Here is a 19,268-nt window from a genome sequence, read left to right as displayed (position 1 = left end):
CCAGATGTTCTCTTTTTTTCGAAACGTAGCCCAAGTCACTTAACAAAATTTCATTATCTAGACATTATACCATAAAGAACGTACGTTTGCACAAAGGGTCGTTTTGTCCATTAAAACAAGAAAAAATCAGACTTTATCTTACGAAACGTTTGTTTTTTCAATGGATAATAGCCCTAGATTCGTGTATGATAAGAGATGGTGAAAAATAATGGAAAAAACGATACATTTTTTTAATACAAAATCAACAGAAGAGATTGCTCAATTCTTATTAGGGATGTACTTAGTGCATGAGACAGATGCTGGAATACTTAGCGGATATATCGTTGATACAGAAGCCTATTTAGGCCCTGAAGATGAAGCGGCTCACAGTTTTGGATTAAGAGAGACCCCACGGCTAAAAGCTATGTATGATAAGCCGGGAACGATTTATTTATACACAATGCATACACATTTAATCTTAAATATGGTCACTCAGGAAAAAGGCAAACCTCAAGGAGTTATGATTCGTGCCAGTGAACCTGTGGAAGGACTCGAACAAATGGAAGCAAATCGTAATGGACGAAAAGAAATGGAATTGTCAAATGGGCCTGGAAAACTGGTTTCAGCTTTAGGAATCACTAAAGAATTATATGGGCAATCGATTTTCGATAGTTCGTTGCGTATTGTTCCTGAAAAAAGAAAAATACCAAAAAAAATCATTTCACTTCCTCGTATTGGAATCCCTAATAAAGGTATCTGGACGGAGCGACCTTTACGGTATGTTGTTTCAGGAAATCCTTATATCTCAAAACAAAGAAGAAGTGATATTGATCAAAAAGACTTTGGTTGGAAGGAAGAAAATAAATGAAAAAAGTAACGATGTTAACTTATTTAGATCAACAAATTACCAAGAAAATCACAGAATATGATGTAGCTCTTGATTGGAACAGCAAAAACCATATAATTGAGGTTGTTTTTCGTTTGTTTGCTGAAAATACTACTCATGAACAAATTGATGATGCACAGGGAACAGTTTCAGAAGAAGAAATCATTGAATTTGAAGACAGTATTTTGTTTTATAATCCTGACAAATCTTCTTTAGCTGAGGAAGAGTTTCTAGCGGCCATTCCTTATGAGGGCAAAAAAGGAATCAAACAGTCTGTGCTGGATGGTTTTGTCGATTATTTAAATGATGTTTTAACAGAAGGACAAAATGATTTGTTAGACTTTTTAACGGATGAAGGACAAGTAGTATTTGAGTTGAAATGGTCGGAAGAAGCTTTTAAAGAAGCTGTTCAAAAGTATCAAAAAGCAGATGGTGATACATATATCGCTTATCCAAGCTATTAAAAAGAGGTGATCGTATGAAGTGGACAGAAGTAAAAGTTGAAACAGCTAGTGAAGCAGTTGAAGCAATCTCTAATATTATGATGGAAGCAGGAGCCAGTGGTGTTGCTATTGAAGATTCTTTAGATGTAGAAAATTTCAAAAGTGATCTATATGGAGAATTGCTTGATAAAGAACAATTTACTCATATCAAAGACGGTGCTTTGGTCATGGCTTATTTTCCTGAGACGACTTTTCTACCAGAAATACTCCCTTTTATTAAGGAAAGTATTACTCGTTTACCAGAATTTGGGCTTGCAATCGGTAAAAATGAAGTGACTGTAAGTGAAGTAGCTGAAAGTGATTGGGCGACAGCCTGGAAAAAATATTATCACCCAGTTCGTGTGACTCGCTTTCTAACAATTGTACCAAGTTGGGAAAAATATGAACCGCAAGATACGGTTGAAAAAATAATTACGTTAGATCCAGGAATGGCTTTTGGGACAGGGACGCATCCAACAACTCGCTTAACATTACAAGCACTGGAAACTGTATTGCGAGGAGGCGAAACGCTTCTTGATGTAGGAACTGGTTCAGGTGTTTTAAGTATTGCAAGTAAACATTTAGGCGCAAAAGAAGTTTATGCGTACGACCTAGATGAAGTAGCTGTTACTGCAGCAAAAGAAAATATGGATATGAACCCAATCGCAAGTGATGTCCATGTTTCAGCCAACGACTTGTTGAAAAATGTAACGATTGAAGCAGATGTGATCGTAGCCAATATTTTAGCGGATATTATTACTTTGATGATCGAAGATGCTTGGCATTTATTGAAAGATGATGGAACATTGATTGTTTCTGGAATCATCCATGAGAAAAAAGAGATGATTGTAGAGAAAATGATAGAAGCAGGTTTTCTTGTAGATCAGATTTTCCAACAAGGAGATTGGTATGCGATTATTTTAAAGAAAATAGAGGAAGAGTAAGATGCAACGTTACTTTCTAACTGAACCTTATGAAGCGAAAGAGCACTATACGATTATGGGAGAAAATTATCACCATATCGTTCGAGTAATGCGAATGGAACCAAAACAACACGTTTTCTTGGTATTTAGTGATCGGTTAGCAATCATTGCTGAAATCACCGAAGTGACCGAAGAAGCCGTTTATTTAAAAGAAATTAGTAAAGAACAAGCTAAAAAAGAACTACCAGTCAACGTTACGATTGCTTGTGGCTATCCTAAAGGGGATAAACTAGAATGGGTGGTACAAAAAGGAACAGAGCTTGGTAGCCACAAATTTATAGGATTTCCAGCTAAAGCATCTGTTGTGAAATGGGACAAAAAAAAACTAGCTAAAAAAACTGAACGTTTAAAAAAGATTGCGACAGAAGCAGCTGAACAATCTCATCGCCAGTTTGCACCAGATATTGTATTATTAGAGAAAGAACAAGAGCTGATCGATGTTTTTTCTAGTTATGACAAAGTGTTGATTGCATATGAAGAGTCTGCAAAAGTTGGGGAACGTAGTCGCTTTGCAACAGCACTTTCTGAATTAGTTATTGGAGAATCATTCTTGATTATTTTTGGACCAGAAGGTGGTTTTTCGCCAACTGAAATCGAGAAATTTCAAGAACATGGTGGGATTATTTGTGGTTTAGGACCACGGATTTTACGTGCAGAAACGGCGCCGCTATATGCGTTAAGCGCCATTAGTTATCAATTTGAATTAGTGTAAGGTTTAGGGGGCTATTTATGGAGTTAGAGTTGCAACGACTTTCAATTATGTTAATGGATCCATCGTTTACAGATCAACGGTTCACAGAAGAAATTCTTTTTTTAAAAGAATTTCCTGTTCGTTCAATTTTTGTTTTACCTTATAATGTTGCAAGAGCAAAGCAATTATTAACAGGAACGAAGATTCAAGTAGGCAGTTTCGTTGATTTTCCGCTAGGTCGCGGAACATTAGCAAAAAAGGCATTTGAAACAGGACAGTTGTACAGAGAGGGTGCATCGGATGTTTTTGTGACTATGGCACCAGAAGATTTGAATATATATGGGAATCAGAGTTTTCAGGCTTTAGAGCAGCTATCATTTGGACGAAATGCTCTAGGGTTCTTTATAGATAGCACGGATATAACGGATGAACAAAAGCAGATCGTCACGATGAATCTTGCAGAGCTAAATGTCAGTGCTATTTCTTTAGGGGTAAATTTAACGATGGAACAAGCAATTTATGATATGAGTATTTTCAGAACAAGGAGAAAAAAACGAATGACTTTTCAAGTGAACGTCAAAGCGCCAACCTTACTTGAAATTGAACTTCTTTTTCAAGCTGGGGCGTCTTATATCGGAATCAGTAACGGTCGTGAGATTTTACCGTTGATCTCGAAATGGAATTAAAATTTGAAGAATTGAAAATCCAGAAAAATGTTAGTATAATAAAAGATGTTGGAAGTGCTACTGTTTCAAGTGGTACTTTTCTTTTTTTAAAACGATCGATCATTTACATAAATAAAAAGAGTGCTGAACCGTTAGTTAAAGGAGCATAACTAATGTGTTAGAACAACACGTAGTTTTTAACTGATGCAGATAAAGGAGTGTGAGAACCATGCCAAAAGAGGAAATCATGACAGGACCAGGTGTTATTAAGCTTGTGTCAAAATATATGGAACCTCAACATGTTGCTTTTGTTCAAAAAGCATGTGATTATGCTGAAAAAGCGCATGAAGGCCAAGTCAGACAGTCAGGTGAACCTTATTTTATCCATCCAATCCAAGTGGCTGGTATTTTAGCAGAATTAAGGATGGATCCACATACAGTTGCAACAGGTTTTCTACATGATGTAGTAGAAGACACAGATGTAACATTAGAAGATTTAGCGAATGAATTTGGTGCAGACGTTGCGATGCTGGTAGACGGTGTAACCAAACTTGGAAAAATTAAGTATAAATCCCATGAGGAACAATTAGCTGAAAATCATCGAAAAATGCTATTGGCAATGGCGCAAGATTTACGCGTGATCATGGTGAAGTTAGCTGACCGCTTACACAATATGCGTACATTAAAGCATTTACGAGAAGATAAACAGCGCCGAATTGCTCAAGAAACCATCGAAATATATGCGCCTCTTGCTCATCGCTTAGGGATCAGTCGTATAAAATGGGAGTTGGAAGATACCGCACTGCGCTACATCAATCCAAACCAATATTATCGAATTGTTAATTTGATGCAAAGTAAAAGAGATGAGCGCGAAGCGTATGTGGAGGAAGCAGTAGAGGATATTCGTTTAGCGACAGAAGATTTAGATATCTATGCTGAAATCTATGGTCGTCCAAAACATATTTACTCGATTTATCGCAAAATGAAAGATCAGAAAAAACAATTCAACGAAATTTATGATTTACTAGCGATTCGCGTTATCGTTGATTCAATCAAAGATTGTTATGCTGTACTAGGTGCGATTCATACGAAATGGACACCGATGCCTGGGCGTTTTAAAGATTATATCGCGATGCCTAAGGCGAATATGTATCAATCCATCCATACGACTGTTATCGGACCAAAAGGCAATCCAGTAGAAGTTCAAATCAGAACCCATGAAATGCATCAGATTGCTGAATTCGGGGTTGCTGCTCATTGGGCCTACAAAGAAGGTAAGACTGAAAAGGTTGATGAAGATACTGACACAAAACAATTAAGTTGGTTCCGTGAAATTCTTGAATTGCAAGATGAAAGCTATGACGCTTCTGAATTTATGGAAAGTGTAAAAGGCGATATTTTCAGCGACAAAGTTTACGTATTCACACCAACTGGTGAAGTAACGGAATTGCCTAAAGGTTCTGGACCGCTAGACTTTGCGTATAGTGTGCATACTGAAATCGGCAATAAAACAACCGGTGCGAAAGTCAATGGTAAAATGGTTCAGTTGGATTATACATTAAAAAATGGGGATATCATTGAAGTGTTGACGTCTCCGAATTCCTTCGGTCCAAGTCGAGATTGGTTGAAAATGGTTGCGACTAGTAAAGCACGAAATAAGATCAAACGATTCTTTAAAATCCAAGATCGTGAAGTGAATATTATCAAAGGGCATGATGCCATCAGCAAATATTTAATGGAACATGGATTTACACCCAAAGAATTTTTAAGTAAAGCGAAAATGGCAGAAGCGTTGGATCGTTTCAATTTCCAAACAGAAGATGATTTGTATGCAGCCGTAGGGTATGGTGAAGTCAGTGCTCAAGTAGTCTTTAATCGTTTGACTGAGAAGGAACGGAAAGAGCAAGAAGTAGAACGCCAAAAACAAGAAGCAGAGGAATTGATGACACAACCAGTCAAAAAAGAATCTGATAAAATGAAAGTTCGTCACGAAGGCGGAATTGTGATTCAAGGAGTTGAAAACCTACTTGTTCGAATCAGTCGTTGCTGTAACCCTGTACCAGGTGATGAAATCGTCGGTTACATCACAAAAGGGCGCGGCGTTTCAATTCATAGGGCAGATTGTCCTAACGTACAGCATCAAGAAGAACTTGCGCAACGTTTGATTGAAGTTGAATGGGAAGATACGAATAATTCAAATAAAGAATATGATGCAGATTTAGAGATTTATGGCTACAATCGCAGTGGGTTATTAAATGATGTTCTTCAAGTCATTAGCTCAATGACAAAAAACTTAGTCAGTGTGGAAGCCAAGCCAACGAAAAATAAAATGGCAATGATCCATGTGACAGTGAAAATCCAAAATCTAGCACATCTAAAAACGATTGTCGATAAAATCAAAAACATACCGGACGTTTACAATGTACGACGGACCAATGGCTAGGAGGGACAATCTATGAGGGCAGTCATCCAGCGAGTTACGCAAGCTGAAGTTACCATTGATCAAAAAAGTGTTGGAAAAATAGAGCAAGGATTCATGGTTTTACTCGGCATCCATGAAACTGATAATGTCGAGGATGTGGCGTATTTAGTTCGTAAAATCAGTAAGCTTCGTGTATTTGAGGATACAGCTGGTAAGATGAATCTAAGCATTCAAGAGATCCAAGGTAGTATTTTAAGTGTTTCTCAATTTACGTTGTACGCAGATACTAAAAAGGGCAACCGTCCTAGTTTTATAGAAGCTGCCAGACCAGAGGCTGCAATTCCTTTGTATGAGCTATTCAATAAACAACTGAAGTCACTAAATATTCCAGTAGAAACAGGAGAATTTGGCGCTGATATGGCGGTGTCATTGATCAATGATGGCCCAGTAACAATTATTATAGACACAAAAGATAAATAAGAAAGCATCATTCCTGCAATGAGACTAGTAGGGATGATGTTTTTTAATAAGTTACGGAAAAAAGTCATGCACGGAGTAAATGCTTGGTATAATAAAATAGAAAAAGATTGTTGAGGTGTAAGATGAAAAAATATAAAGAAGCGTTATTACCAAAGCTAGAAAAATTACCTGTTCCAGAATTACAAGAAACTCTGGCGGCTTTAAGTGAGTGGTTGAGACCCTTGGTTACATTAGAAGAATTAAAAGATTTTCAAAAAAGAGCCGTAGCATTCAGTGTTTCTGATGGTGTACTATTGCAAAAAGACCTAGAGAAACAGGCAGAAAACACGAACGGCAGCTGGCTAGCACCTCTTTGGGAAGAAAGTTATTTAGAGAGCCGAGGCTATTTACAAAGTGAGTCAAATTTTGCCATGGTTATTGATGACAGCTATTACGATCGAATCAAATCGAAAGAGGCACGAGCGGCACAACTTATTTATCAAATGACCAATTGTTATCTTCGTTTCGTCGATGGAACCTATCCAATCGAATATACCAAACAGAATCAACATGTCGATATGTCATTTTACTTAAATTTTTTTAAAAGTTGCAGAATACCAGGAAAAGAGCGAGATTCTTTTCATAGAGGCGAAATGAAACCTGCTGAGAATTATGTCGTCATTTTTGTAAACGGTACCTATTTCCGTTTAGAAGTAACTAACCATCTAGGAGAAATTAACTCTTTAGAACAAATAGCTGAAAATTTGAACTTTATTTTATCTTGTAGAATTTTACCAAAACAAGGGGAGCATTTAATTCCTTATTTAACAGGAGTTGAAAGAGCGCAGTCAAATTTGATTTATCAACAGCTCAAAAAAGAAGAATTGAATCGTCTAAACTTACAGCAAATCGAAGATGCATTATTTGTACTGAGTTTTTCCGATGGCAAAGACGAATCAAAAGAAGAGCGAATCAACGAAGTATTATTGAATACAAATCACCAATTTTTAAGCAAAACAATGCAAGCAATTATTACGAAAAACGGTTATATCGGTTTTAACATGGAACATACAGCAATCGACGGCGTACCAACACTAAATTTACTGACCAAGATTTTTGAATCATTCGATAATGTAGAACACGCGCCAACAAAAAAATCTTCTTCTGAGTTGGTTCAAACATTTGAATGGGCCTTAACAAACCAAATGATCAGTACTTTAGAAGAAGCCCGAACACATGTCGAAATGGAAAATAACTCTTATGTTCTTATGCATCATGTTCTCTCAGAAATTGGTAAAGAACGGATGAAAAAAGCAAAGGTAAGTCCAGATGCGTTCTTTCATATTGCTTTAGCGATGGCACAGCAAAAAGTGTTTGGCAAGCTAAAATCTGTTTATGAACCAGTTGCTATGCGTATGTATTTTGAAGGTCGGACAGAATCTGCTCGTTCGATCAGTCAAGAGAAAAAATTAGTTGCCGAAGCATTTTACAATTCAACAGAATCAGGATCTAAGGAAACATTAGTCGAATTATTCTTTGCAGCAGCAACAGCCCATTCTGATCGAATTGCGCAATGTCAAAAAGGAAAAGGAGTTGAACGCCATTTATTTGGTCTTCAAAAGATGGCACTTAACCCAGAGGAAGGTCGAAGTTTTTTCTCAGCAGAAGCGCTTAAAATACTAGGGGATGACTTTATATCAACTACTGGTATTCCGTATGATATAGTAGAGTCCTTTAGCTTTGGACCCGTTAATAAAAAGGGATTTGGTCTTTATTATGGCATTTTAGATAAGGAAATCATTCTGACTTTGTCTGCAAAAAAAGGGTATCAAAACGAAGCAAGGCAACTGATTGAAGGGATTTCCACAGCACTGACTGCTTTGACAGAACTTTTAGGAATTTAGTAAAAACATACTGAAAATAATGAGTAGAGCCATTTTACTCATCATTTCCAGTATGTTTATTTTTTTGAAGGTTAAACTGTAGAATTCTGGTAAAAATAGTCCATTAGTTAGCAATTATTTAAATAATTTGTCGATTCGGTGATAATCTTCATCAGTCAAATGAACATCCAACGCTTTGACGTTGTTGATGACTTGTTCTACCTTTTTTGCTCCTGGGATAACAACATCAACGAAAGGGTTTTTGATGTACCATGCGAGCACGACTTCTGCGACACTGGCGTTGTACTCTGCTGCAATCTGTTTAAGTTGGTTGACTTTATCGAGAATTACATTGAAGCGTTCAACCTGGAAATCTGGTTTTTTACTGCGTAAATCTTCAGGTGGAAAGGTGATGTTATGTTCATATTTTCCTGTTAATAAACCAGATGCTAATGGGAAATAGGGAACAAAAGAAATCTGATTTTCTTTTAAATAAGGCAGTAATTCTTGTTCTGCTTCACGATGAATCAAACTATATTCATCTTCCACAATATCCACATAACCATCTTGATTTGCCTCTTTAATCTGATCTAGACTGAAATTAGAAACACCAATCGCTCGAATTTTTCCTGTTTCTTTTATCTTTTGCAAAGCAGCTACTGCTTCATTTTTAGGGGTTGTTTCGTCTGGGAAATGAATGTAAAAAATATCGACATACTCTGTCTGTAGCCGTTGTAATGCTTCGTCAACAGAACGTGCTAAAAATTCTGGTGTATTATTAAAGGCACCATCTTTAGCCGGATCATGAGCGGCTTTTGTGGCGATAATTACTTTACTGCGGTCAAATTCTTTTAATACCTCGCCAATCAATTCTTCTGAACGACCCATTCCATAGGCGAAAGCGGTATCTAGTAAAGTAATACCATTTGTTAAAGCGGTATGGACAATTTCTTTCCCAGTATTATCATTCAAATTTGGAAACAAATTATGACCACCAACAGCATTTGTACCTAAACCTAGAGGAGTTGAGTGGACCTCTGTTCTTCCAATTTGTACGTTTTGTGTCATTCTGATTCCTCCTAACTTATTTCTTTTAGTGTAGTTTATAGAAGTGAATCAGTGAAGTGTTTTGTTTTAAAAGATAGTGGAAAAGCAAAATAAACATTCTTTATTTGATATTGCATGTGAAATTAGTCGAATCCCTATTGACTTTATGAGGAAATTTTAGTAGTTTATATATAATATCAAAAATCAATGAAAGAACGAGTACATTTCAATCTAATCGTATAAGAGAAAGTTGTCGTGGCTGAAAGCAACTTCATTAGAGAAATCGAAAGACATTCTGGAGATGAACGGATAAAAGCCGTTCCGTTACGAGCGTTAATCGTTAAAGGAAAGAGCAATCTTTCAAACTTAGGTGGTACCGCGTATGTCTATTCATTCGCCCTTGTATTTAATACAAGGGCGATTTTTGTTGTGAATCACTATGATTGGCTGCGCCAGAATAGATGATGAACAATACTTGGCGAACGAAGTGAGAGAAGTTACCATACTAGTGAATCACCAAAAGCCCAATCCCAAAAAAGCAAAGAAAAAAATTGTGAGTTGCTTTTTAGGTCTGTAAGCATAGCGATTGGCTGCGCCAGAATAGATGATGAACAATACTTGGCGAACGAAGTGAGAGAAGTTACCATACTAGTGAATCACTGAATCACTGAATCACTGAATCACTGAATCACTGAATCACTGAATCACTGAATCACCAAATCGCGCTAATAAAGGAAAAAAGAATCGACGATAAAATAAGTGAAAAGAGTATAAAAAATAAAACCTCACTTATACCTAGGACGAAAAATCGTTGTCCCAATAAACAATAACTAGGAGATGAAACAAATGAGTTATCAAAAACCAAAAGGAACCAATGACTTATTACCAGGAACTTCAGAAAAGTGGCAGTTTGTTGAAGAAACTGCTCGTTTGATTTTTCGTGATTACCAATATGAAGAAATCCGTACGCCGATTTTTGAACATTATGAAGTAATTTCTCGTAGTGTAGGAGATACAACAGATATCGTGTCAAAAGAGATGTACGATTTTTACGATAAAGGAGATCGTCATGTAACATTACGTCCAGAAGGAACTGCACCAATCGTTCGTTCATTTGTTGAAAACAAACTGTTTGGACCCGAATTTACGAAACCGTATAAAACGTATTATATGGGACCAATGTTTCGTTATGAGCGTCCGCAAGCAGGTCGTTTAAGACAATTTCACCAAATCGGAGCAGAAGCTTTCGGTAGCGAAAATCCCGCAGTGGATGTCGAAAGTATGGCAATGGCTTTAGACTTTTTCAAACAATTAGGCATTAATCAAATTCGATTAGTGATCAACTCTTTAGGCGATAAAGCTACAAGAGCGGCATATCGTCAAGCTTTGATCGATTATTTAGAACCAAAATCCGCTGAATTGAGTGAGGATTCAAAACGTCGTTTGCACGAGAATCCATTGCGTGTATTAGATAGTAAAGATAAAAAAGATCAAGTGATCGTAGCAAATGCGCCATCAATTTTAGATTATCTAAGCGAGTCATCAAAAGAACATTTTGAAACAGTTCAAACAATGTTAAATGAATTGAACATTCCGTTTGTAGTGGACAGTAATATGGTTCGTGGATTGGATTATTATACAAATACCATTTTTGAAGTGATGAGTGAAGCACCAGGTATGGGCGCACAAGCAACGATTTGTGCTGGCGGACGTTATGATGGGTTAGTTGAAGAATTAGGCGGACCAGCAACACCTGGTTTTGGTTTTGCGATGGGGATCGAGCGTGTCTTGATTACTATGGAAGCCGAAGGTGTTGTGGTGCCAGTAATCAACGACATTGACGCTTACGTGGTCGGAATTGGTGAGCAGACAAATATTGAGGCATTAAAACTTGTTCAAGCAATCCGTGATTTTGGTTTCTCAGCAGATCGTGATTTTATGAACCGCAAAGCAAAAGCCCAATTTAAAACTGCCGCTAAAGTAAACGCCAAACTTGCCTTGACCTTAGGGGAAACAGAATTAGCCGAGGGAATCGTTAACGTAAAATCAATGGCTAACCGTAATGAAAAATCATTCCCACTATCAGATATTTATGAAAGATTTGATAAAGTCTATGATGAAATGATGACCGTGATGTTTGATGAATAAAGAGTAAAAATGAAAAGGAGCAAAGACCAATGACAAAAAGAACAGTATACTGTGGAGAAGTCTCAGCAGATTTAGTAGGACAAGTGATTACATTAAAAGGGTGGGTACAAAAACGTCGTGACTTAGGCGGAGTTATTTTTATCGACCTACGTGACCGTGAAGGAATTGCACAAGTGGTGTTCAATCCAGCCCATTCAAAAGAAGCTTGGGAAATTGCAGATAAATGTCGTAGCGAATATGTAATTGAAATTACTGGAGAGCTGACGTATCGTGATAAAGAAGCAATCAATCCTAAAATGAAAACCGGTGAATTTGAAGTGATGGCAACAGATATCACAATTTTAAATACAGCAAAAACACCACCATTTTTGATTGAAGATGAAAACAATGTCGGCGATGAAATCCGTATGAAATACCGTTATTTAGACTTACGCCGTCCAAAAATGACTGCAAACTTAAAATTACGTCATGAAGTAACCAAATCAATCCGTCATTATTTAGACGATACTGATTTTATCGATATCGAAACACCTTATTTTGGTAAATCAACACCAGAAGGCGCGCGCGACTATTTAGTGCCATCACGTGTACATGCAGGGCATTTTTATGCATTACCACAATCACCACAAATCTTTAAACAATTATTGATGAATGCTGGTTTCGATCGTTATTACCAAATCGTTCGTTGTTTCCGTGATGAAGATTTACGTGGTGACCGTCAACCAGAATTTACACAAGTCGATTTAGAGACAACTTTCTTATCGCCAGAAGAAATCCAAACAATGACTGAAGAGATGCTAGCGAAAGTGATGCGTGAAACAAAAGGGATCGAAGTGACATTACCATTCCCACGTATTAGCTACGACGAAGCGATGGCACGTTATGGTAGTGACAAACCTGATACTCGTTTTGATATGGAATTGATTGATATCGCAGATGTAGTAAAAGATGTTGATTTTAAAGTCTTCCAAATGGCGCTAGAAAATGGTGGGCAAGTAAAGGCGTTGAATGCTAAAGGTGCTGCTGATAACTATTCAAGAAAAGATATGGATAACTTAGGTACCTATGTAAGTCAATTTGGTGCCAAAGGACTTGCATGGTTAAAAGTAGAAGAAGACGGTCTAAAAGGGCCAATCGCGAAATTCTTAACAGAGGTTTCTGATGACTTGATCAAAGCGACAAATGCAGAAGTTGGCGATATTTTGATGTTTGGTGCTGATAAACCTGAAATAGTTGCAGCATCATTAGGTGCCGTACGTTCGCGTTTAGGGAAAGAATTAGGATTGATCGATGATACTAAATTCAATTTCTTGTGGGTCGTTGATTGGCCATTGTTTGAATACGATGAAGAAGCTGGTCGCTACGTATCTGCACACCATCCATTCACCCAACCGAAAGAATCAGATATTGAACTACTTTCGACAGATCCAGCAAACGTTTATGCCGAAGCTTACGATATTGTTTTGAATGGTTACGAACTAGGTGGCGGTTCATCACGTATCCATAAACGTGAGTTGCAAGAAAAAATGTTTGAAACGCTAGGCTTTACAAAAGAATCAGCACAAGAACAATTTGGTTTCTTGCTAGATGCCTTAGATTATGGTTTTCCTCCACATGGCGGGATTGCTTTAGGATTAGACCGTTTAGTGATGTTATTAGCTGGCGAAAATAATATTCGTGAAGTAATTGCCTTCCCTAAAAATGGGAAAGCAGCTGACCCAATGACAAGTGCACCAAGTGTAGTTTCACCATTACAATTATTTGAATTAAATATCGATGTCACGGCTGTCGATGAATAGAATTTGCTGAAAAACGGTTGGGAGAAATTCCCAATCGTTTTTTTACGGTCAAAACAAGATCGTCGCGTCAATTGAATGGGCCAATTAAACTTTAGACAGATGAATTACGTTGTTTATAATTCGTTTACATTTATCCTTTATACTGGTTTTAATCTATTATTAAAGGAGGGATTACGAGAATGAAAAAGCAATTTTTATTGAAGACGCTACTATTGTTTTCGTCATTGCTACTTTTTTCAGCCTGTCAAACGAATAAAAGTGAGAAGACACAACCAACGGAGGAGAGTACGGATATGGGAATTAAAAAAGATGAACGTAGTCAATCTACTAAAGAAGAGTTAGAGCATACAACGGAAACAACAGAATCTACACGCAAAGAGTTTGCTAACGGAAGCTTGATCCAAGCCGTAAATGAAAAAAATGCTGAAAAAGTTCAAGAAATACTGAAAGATAAAGACTATCCGATCAATGAAAAAAATGAACGAGGAGAAACATCGCTTCTGATTGCAACGCATCAAAATTTCATTGAGATCGCCAAAATCCTGATTGACGCGGGAGCGGATATTAATGTACAAGATTTAATTTCTGATAGTCCTTATCTTTATGCTGGAGCGCAAGGGAAAACTGAAATTTTAAGCTACATGCTGGAAAAGCAAACACCTGATCAACAAAAAGTAAACCGCTTCGGTGGAAATGCATTGATTCCAGCAGCAGAAAAAGGACATCTTGAGAATGTGAAATTACTATTAAAAGATGGACGTGTAGAGATTGACCATCAAAATAATTATGGCTATACTGCCCTTATCGAAGCGGTAGCTTTGACAGATGGATCTCTTGTATATCAGCAAATCGTTACTGTTTTATTGGAAGCGGGAGCAGATAAAAATTTAAGAGATAATACTGGACGGACAGCTGAAGATTACGCTAAAAATTTAGGTTATACTGAAATATTGAAAAGCCTAAATGCCAATTAAGATTGAATTTTTCAAAAGCTTGATTCGTGTAACGAATAAGTATTTTCTTCTATTCTGAAGATTGTCCTTTTTTTCTTATCCTAAAGCACGTATAATAAGAACCAAATGAATCAAGTAAAGTGAGGCTACCTCTACATGAAAAAATTTTTTGAAAGTTTACCTGTCCATGATTATACGACAAAACTTTCAGTGTCAATCGTTTATGCGATTTTGGCATCTGTTGCGATGAACTTCTTTTATCAACCAGGAAATATCTATTCCAGTGGAATTACAGGACTAGCTCAAATTCTTACAACCTTATCAACGAATATCGTAGGGTTTAAAGTACCTGTATCGATTACGTTATATGCTTTAAATATCCCGCTATTTTTTGTGGCTTGGCTAAAAATTGGTAAAAAATTCACCGTTTTTACCTTTTTAACGGTCACATTAACCTCAATTTTTATGCAGATTGTACCGCAAACAAGTTTATCTAATGATCCCATTATTTGTGCGATATTTGGTGGAGCAGTGATGGGATCTGGGATTGGGTTTGCTTTGAAAAATGGTCTTTCATCAGGTGGATTGGATATTTTTAGCATCACGATCCGTAAGAAAACAGGACGTTCAGTAGGATCGATATCCATGTATTTCAATGGATTAATTATTTTCGTAGCAGGATATTTGTTTGGTTGGCAGTATATGTTTTATAGTGCGTTGTCAATTTTTGTCAGTGGTAAAGTAACAGACGCCGTGTATACGAAGCAAAAGAAAATGCAGGTTATGATCATCACAAAAAATCCAGATGATGTAATCGATGGTATTCAACAGAAAATGAGACGAGGCATTACGATTATCCATGAAGCAGAAGGGGCATATCGCCATGACAAACAAACGCTACTACTGACAGTCGTGACTCGTTTTGAATTACCTGCGTTAGAAGCTGCCATGAAAGAATCTGATCCATCTGCGTTTGTCAGCATTTCTGATAATGTAAAAATTCTCGGTCGCTTTTATGAAGAAGATCTATAAGGTATGATATCATCTTAAAAAATCCAGAGTAGGGTCTGGATTTTTTTATTTGTACTAAAACTAGAAATGAGAGCGTGGATCGTGTTTGTGATTGCATGCTAAAGTATAGGATCAACTATTATGAATAGAGTGGTTAATTAAAAAAATAATCTCTTTTTCTTGAAAAGAAGAATGAAAACTGTTAAACTATGTATGTAAGATTGAGGGACGCTTTTATGACTGTTAAAGAATTTAACAATGAAAAAGAAGAACATCAATCCTATTTTTTTAAAGTTCATAGGTCGTTTTAAGTCTTACTTGGACGTTTTTGGACCAACGAAGGAGCGCATCATGCTAGATGAATTGAAAATGATTGAAGCAGTTGCTCCAGATTTGCTCGATGTAATGCAGGAAAGGTTTCATATTCTTCGTAATATATACTGGATGCAGCCTATTGGACGTAGAAGCCTATCTGATAGTATGGGAATAACAGAAAGAGTCTTAAGAACTGAGACAGACTTCCTGAAAAATCTTCAACTAATAGAAACTTCTAAAAGCGGAATGACATTAACTGAAAAAGGCTTAGGTGTTTATCAAGGTTTAGAGTCGATGATGAATCAACTACTTGGCATGCATCAAGTCGAAAAAGAAATCAGTCAATACTTTGGAATCAAACGTTGTATCGTTGTAGCTGGTAATAGTGACAATCAGGATAAAGTTCTTTATGAGTTCGGAGATATTTTGACCAATTCGTTGGATTTGCTTTTACCTGAAGGACGTAATATTATTGCAGTGATGGGCGGAACAACAATGGCAATGACTGCAGAGCACATGGGAACACTTGAAACAGAAAAGAGACATAATCTGTTTGTTCCAGCTAGAGGTGGAATCGGTGAAGCAATGACGGTTCAAGCTAATTCGGTAAGTGCTGTAATGGCAAGTAAAACCGGTGGTCATCATAGAGCATTATATGTTCCAGAACAGTTGAGTCTTGAAACGTATAATTCACTACTGCAAGAACCTTCGATCCAAGAGGTGTTGACGCTGATTGAACAGAGCAATTGTGTTGTTCATAGTATTGGACGCGCGTTGCATATGGCAGCACGTCGTAAAATGTCAGATGACGAAATGGTTATGTTAAAGCAAAATAATGCTGTAGCAGAATCTTTTGGCTATTTCTTTGATGAAGAGGGCGAAGTTGTTTATAAGATTCCTCGAATCGGACTTCAGTTAAAAGATGTCCAGAAAATTTCGAATGTCGTTGCAATTGCAGGCGGTAAGTCGAAAGCTAAAGCAATCCGCGCTTATATGAAAAATGCACCAAAACAAACGTGGCTCATCACAGATGAAGCTGCCGCAAATGAGATTTTAAAAGGGGTAACCCTTTAAAATAAAAAAATTTTTGATTTTCATAAGGAGGAAATCTTTAATGACAGTTAAAGTAGGTATTAATGGATTTGGACGTATCGGACGCTTAGCATTCCGTCGTATCCAAGATGTAGCAGGAATCGAAGTAGTAGCAATCAATGATTTAACAGACGCTAAAATGTTGGCTCACTTGTTAAAATATGACACAACTCAAGGACGTTTCAACGGAACTGTTGAAGTTCATGATGGATCTTTCAACGTAAACGGTAAAGAAGTTAAAGTTCTTGCTAACCGCAACCCAGAAGAATTACCATGGGGCGACTTAGGCGTAGATATCGTTCTTGAATGTACTGGATTCTTCACTTCAAAAGAAAAAGCTGAGTTACACTTAAAAGCTGGTGCTAAACGTGTTGTTATCTCTGCTCCAGGCGGAAATGACGTACCAACAATCGTTTATAACACGAACCACGATATCTTAACAGGTAAAGAAACAGTTATCTCAGGTGCTTCATGTACGACTAACTGTTTAGCTCCTATGGCTAAAGCTTTACAAGATAACTTTGGTGTGGTTGAAGGTCTTATGACGACAATCCACGCTTACACAGGTGACCAAATGACTCTTGATGGACCTCACCCAGGTGGAGACTTCCGTCGTGCACGCGCTGCAGCAGAAAACATCGTACCTAACACTACTGGTGCTGCTAAAGCAATCGGTCTAGTTATACCTGAATTAAATGGTAAATTAGATGGAGCTGCTCAACGTGTTCCTGTAGCAACTGGTTCATTAACTGAATTAGTAACAGTTCTTGACAAAAAAGTAACAGTTGAAGAAGTAAATGAAGTGATGGCTAAAGCTGCTAACGAATCTTACGGATATAACACAGACGAAATTGTTTCTTCTGATATCGTAGGGATGACTTTCGGTTCATTATTCGATGCTACTCAAACAAAAGTAATGACTGTTGGCGATCAACAATTAGTGAAAACTGTTGCTTGGTATGACAACGAAATGTCTTATACTGCACAATTAGTTCGTACTTTAGAGTACTTCGCTAACTTATAAGATTCATTCTTATCATTAGTGAAATTTGAACAACTGTGAAATAATAAGCGGGGAAGCAACGCGCTTCCCCGCTTTTTTTATAAGTTTAAGATAATCATTCTTTTAAAAAATTAAAAATAGATAGGAGTAACGTTTAATGGCTAAAAAGACTATCAAAGATGTAGACTTAAAAGACAAAAAAGTTCTTGTACGTGTCGACTTTAACGTACCTTTGAAAGATGGCGTGATCACGAACGACAACCGTATCGTAGCGGCACTTCCAACAATCAAATACGTAATAGACAATGGTGGGAAAGCAATCTTATTCTCTCACTTAGGTCGTGTTAAAACAGAAGAAGATAAAGCCGGCAAATCACTAAAACCAGTTGCTGAGCGTTTAGGCAAATTATTGGGCAAACCAGTAACGTTCGTTCCAGAAACTCGTGGTACTGAATTAGAAACTGCTGTTAACAACATGAAAGACGGCGATGTTTTAGTATTTGAAAACACTCGTTTCGAAGATATCGACGGTAAAAAAGAAAGCGGAAATGACGCTGAATTAGGTAAATACTGGGCTTCTTTAGGCGATGTATTTGTTAATGATGCATTTGGTACGGCTCACCGTGCACACGCTTCTAATGTAGGAATTGCGTCAACTGGTATCCCAACAGTTGCTGGATTCTTAATGGAAAAAGAAATTAAATTCGTTGGTGAAGCAGTAACTGCACCAAAACGCCCATTTGTTGCTATCTTAGGTGGCGCAAAAGTTTCTGACAAAATCGGTGTTATCGAAAACTTGATCTCTAAAGCAGATAAAATCCTTATCGGTGGCGGAATGACCTATACATTCTACAAAGCGAAAGGAATCGAAATCGGTAATTCTCTTGTTGAAGAAGATAAGGTTGCTTTAGCAAAAGAGTTGATTGAAAAAGCTGGTGACAAACTAGTATTACCAATCGATTCAGTATGTGCTAATGAATTCAGCAATGATGTTGAAACAGTTATCACTGATGGTGAAGCTGTCCCAGAAGGCTACATGGGCTTAGACATTGGACCTAAATCAATTGAATTGTTCACTAAAGAATTAGAAGGTGCAAAAACAGTTGTTTGGAACGGGCCAATGGGCGTATTCGAAATGAGCAACTTTGCAAAAGGTACGATTGGTGTATGTGAAGCAATTGCTAACTTAGAAGATGCAACAACAATTATCGGTGGAGGAGACTCTGCTGCAGCTGCAATCCAATTAGGCTTTGCTGATAAATTTACTCACATCTCAACTGGTGGGGGCGCAAGCTTAGAATTATTAGAAGGTAAAGAATTACCGGGATTAGCGGCAATCAACGAGAAGTAAAAAAGTTGAACAAGCCTATTTTGATCTCAAGTATTACTGGAGAAAAATTTTAGCGATGCTTTTTATCGTGAATTTTATTCAGTAATACCGAAGAGAGAT

The 19,268-nt window shown here is 37.2% G+C and carries 16 protein-coding genes, 1 pseudogene and 1 other annotated feature; of the genes and pseudogenes, 16 read left to right on the top strand and 1 reads right to left on the bottom strand.

Translation table 11 applies throughout. From position 1 onward, the window contains the following. Nucleotides 1–208: 208 nt before the first annotated feature. The 9 genes and pseudogenes from IGJ34_RS10805 to IGJ34_RS10765 all read left to right on the top strand — a co-directional run bounded on the left by IGJ34_RS10805 (nt 209) and on the right by IGJ34_RS10765 (nt 8,471). Nucleotides 209–908, top strand: a pseudogene (locus tag IGJ34_RS10805) (DNA-3-methyladenine glycosylase). Next, nucleotides 844–1,329, top strand: coding sequence for a DUF3013 family protein (locus tag IGJ34_RS10800; protein ID WP_069655188.1), 486 nt, complete (start codon nt 844–846; stop codon nt 1,327–1,329). The pseudogene IGJ34_RS10805 and the gene IGJ34_RS10800 overlap by 65 nt, the downstream one beginning before the upstream one ends. A gap of 14 nt (nt 1,330–1,343) precedes the next feature. Beyond that, nucleotides 1,344–2,291, top strand: coding sequence for a 50S ribosomal protein L11 methyltransferase (prmA, locus tag IGJ34_RS10795; protein WP_069655189.1), 948 nt, complete (start codon nt 1,344–1,346; stop codon nt 2,289–2,291). Nucleotide 2,292: 1 nt separating this feature from the next. Next, entirely contained in the window at nt 2,293–3,042 is a 750-nt protein-coding gene (locus tag IGJ34_RS10790) for a 16S rRNA (uracil(1498)-N(3))-methyltransferase (RefSeq protein WP_206837430.1), read from the top strand. Between the two features lie 17 nt (nt 3,043–3,059). Further along, nucleotides 3,060–3,707 (top strand): deoxyribose-phosphate aldolase, encoded by a 648-nt coding sequence (locus IGJ34_RS10785; protein WP_206837434.1) that lies wholly within the window; start codon nt 3,060–3,062, stop codon nt 3,705–3,707. Next, complete coding sequence (locus tag IGJ34_RS10780) at nt 3,698–3,856, top strand: hypothetical protein (RefSeq protein ID WP_167351529.1); 159 nt, start codon at nt 3,698–3,700, stop codon at nt 3,854–3,856. Before IGJ34_RS10785 ends, IGJ34_RS10780 begins: the two co-directional genes overlap by 10 nt. A gap of 59 nt (nt 3,857–3,915) precedes the next feature. After that, nucleotides 3,916–6,129, top strand: a complete 2,214-nt coding sequence (locus IGJ34_RS10775; RefSeq protein ID WP_069655192.1) for a RelA/SpoT family protein — start codon at nt 3,916–3,918, stop codon at nt 6,127–6,129. 12 nt (nt 6,130–6,141) lie between these two features. Beyond that, complete coding sequence (dtd, locus tag IGJ34_RS10770; protein ID WP_430597441.1) at nt 6,142–6,588, top strand: D-aminoacyl-tRNA deacylase; 447 nt, start codon at nt 6,142–6,144, stop codon at nt 6,586–6,588. A 122-nt stretch (nt 6,589–6,710) separates the two neighbouring features. After that, complete coding sequence (locus IGJ34_RS10765; RefSeq protein WP_430597440.1) at nt 6,711–8,471, top strand: choline/carnitine O-acyltransferase; 1,761 nt, start codon at nt 6,711–6,713, stop codon at nt 8,469–8,471. Between the two features lie 114 nt (nt 8,472–8,585). Here the strand turns inward: IGJ34_RS10765 and IGJ34_RS10760 are convergent, their stop codons facing one another. After that, complete coding sequence (locus IGJ34_RS10760; protein ID WP_430597439.1) at nt 8,586–9,518, bottom strand: aldo/keto reductase; 933 nt, start codon at nt 9,516–9,518, stop codon at nt 8,586–8,588. A 177-nt stretch (nt 9,519–9,695) separates the two neighbouring features. Beyond that, nucleotides 9,696–9,902, top strand: a binding site (T-box leader). Nucleotides 9,903–10,343: 441 nt separating this feature from the next. Between IGJ34_RS10760 and hisS the strand changes: the two genes are divergently transcribed. The 7 genes from hisS to IGJ34_RS10725 all read left to right on the top strand — a co-directional run bounded on the left by hisS (nt 10,344) and on the right by IGJ34_RS10725 (nt 19,169). After that, a complete protein-coding gene (gene hisS / locus IGJ34_RS10755; protein ID WP_430597438.1) occupies nt 10,344–11,645 on the top strand; it encodes a histidine--tRNA ligase in 1,302 nt (433 codons plus the stop codon). Nucleotides 11,646–11,674: 29 nt separating this feature from the next. Beyond that, entirely contained in the window at nt 11,675–13,444 is a 1,770-nt protein-coding gene (gene aspS, locus IGJ34_RS10750; protein ID WP_069655198.1) for an aspartate--tRNA ligase, read from the top strand. A gap of 179 nt (nt 13,445–13,623) precedes the next feature. Further along, nucleotides 13,624–14,418, top strand: coding sequence for an ankyrin repeat domain-containing protein (locus tag IGJ34_RS10745; protein ID WP_206837447.1), 795 nt, complete (start codon nt 13,624–13,626; stop codon nt 14,416–14,418). Nucleotides 14,419–14,553: 135 nt separating this feature from the next. Next, nucleotides 14,554–15,429: a YitT family protein gene (locus tag IGJ34_RS10740; RefSeq protein WP_069655200.1), complete on the top strand. Its 876-nt coding sequence runs from the start codon at nt 14,554–14,556 to the stop codon at nt 15,427–15,429. A 330-nt stretch (nt 15,430–15,759) separates the two neighbouring features. Further along, the gene (locus IGJ34_RS10735) at nt 15,760–16,797 is read left to right on the top strand and encodes a sugar-binding transcriptional regulator (protein ID WP_111247709.1); all 1,038 of its coding nucleotides are present in this window, start codon (nt 15,760–15,762) and stop codon (nt 16,795–16,797) included. Between the two features lie 40 nt (nt 16,798–16,837). Continuing rightward, on the top strand, nt 16,838–17,839 hold the full coding sequence (gene gap, locus IGJ34_RS10730; protein ID WP_069646063.1) for a type I glyceraldehyde-3-phosphate dehydrogenase: 1,002 nt from the start codon (nt 16,838–16,840) through the stop codon (nt 17,837–17,839). A gap of 136 nt (nt 17,840–17,975) precedes the next feature. Continuing rightward, the gene (locus IGJ34_RS10725; protein ID WP_430597437.1) at nt 17,976–19,169 is read left to right on the top strand and encodes a phosphoglycerate kinase; all 1,194 of its coding nucleotides are present in this window, start codon (nt 17,976–17,978) and stop codon (nt 19,167–19,169) included. Nucleotides 19,170–19,268: the final 99 nt, after the last annotated feature.

Source organism: Enterococcus sp. AZ177, from assembly GCF_050544585.1.
Classification (GTDB): Bacteria; Bacillota; Bacilli; order Lactobacillales; family Enterococcaceae; genus Enterococcus_L; species Enterococcus_L plantarum.
This window is presented reverse-complemented; position numbering and strand designations above follow the sequence as displayed.